At 43.4% G+C, this 385-nt stretch carries 1 protein-coding gene; it reads right to left on the bottom strand.

The features are described 5' to 3' along the window. Positions 1 to 235, bottom strand: a 235-nt coding sequence (locus QWI17_RS04920; RefSeq protein WP_302721394.1) for a DUF188 domain-containing protein, incomplete at its 3' end; no start/stop codon positions are given. Positions 236 to 385: the final 150 nt, after the last annotated feature.

Below are 385 nucleotides of genomic sequence, written 5' to 3' on the forward strand. Positions count from 1 at the left end.
CAAGAGGAATATCTGCAGTTATAATCAGATCACCTGGGTGGCTTTTTTGCACAATATAATTGTCTGCCACATCGAAACCTGCAGGTACTTGCACAGCACTGATAACCTTGGAAGGAGGCGTGTTCAGGTACTGGTTTGCAACTAAAGTAGTTTCTACTGCTAAGCGTTCTGCTGCCCGAAAAAGAATCTCTTTAACAACATTAGGACAAGCATCTGCATCGACCCATATTTTCATCAGTCGTTAGCCCCGTGAATAAGATAAATGATAAATTCGAGAAAACCACCGATCATATTGAAAGAATATCAATCATTTCAGGACCAGAACTCGCTGCCTGGCTATTCACGACCGAATTCTGATCAGCGATACCATGAGGGTAGCCCCGCT

It is taken from the genome of Gilvimarinus gilvus (assembly GCF_030518155.1).
Lineage (GTDB): Bacteria > Pseudomonadota > Gammaproteobacteria > Pseudomonadales > Cellvibrionaceae > Gilvimarinus > Gilvimarinus gilvus.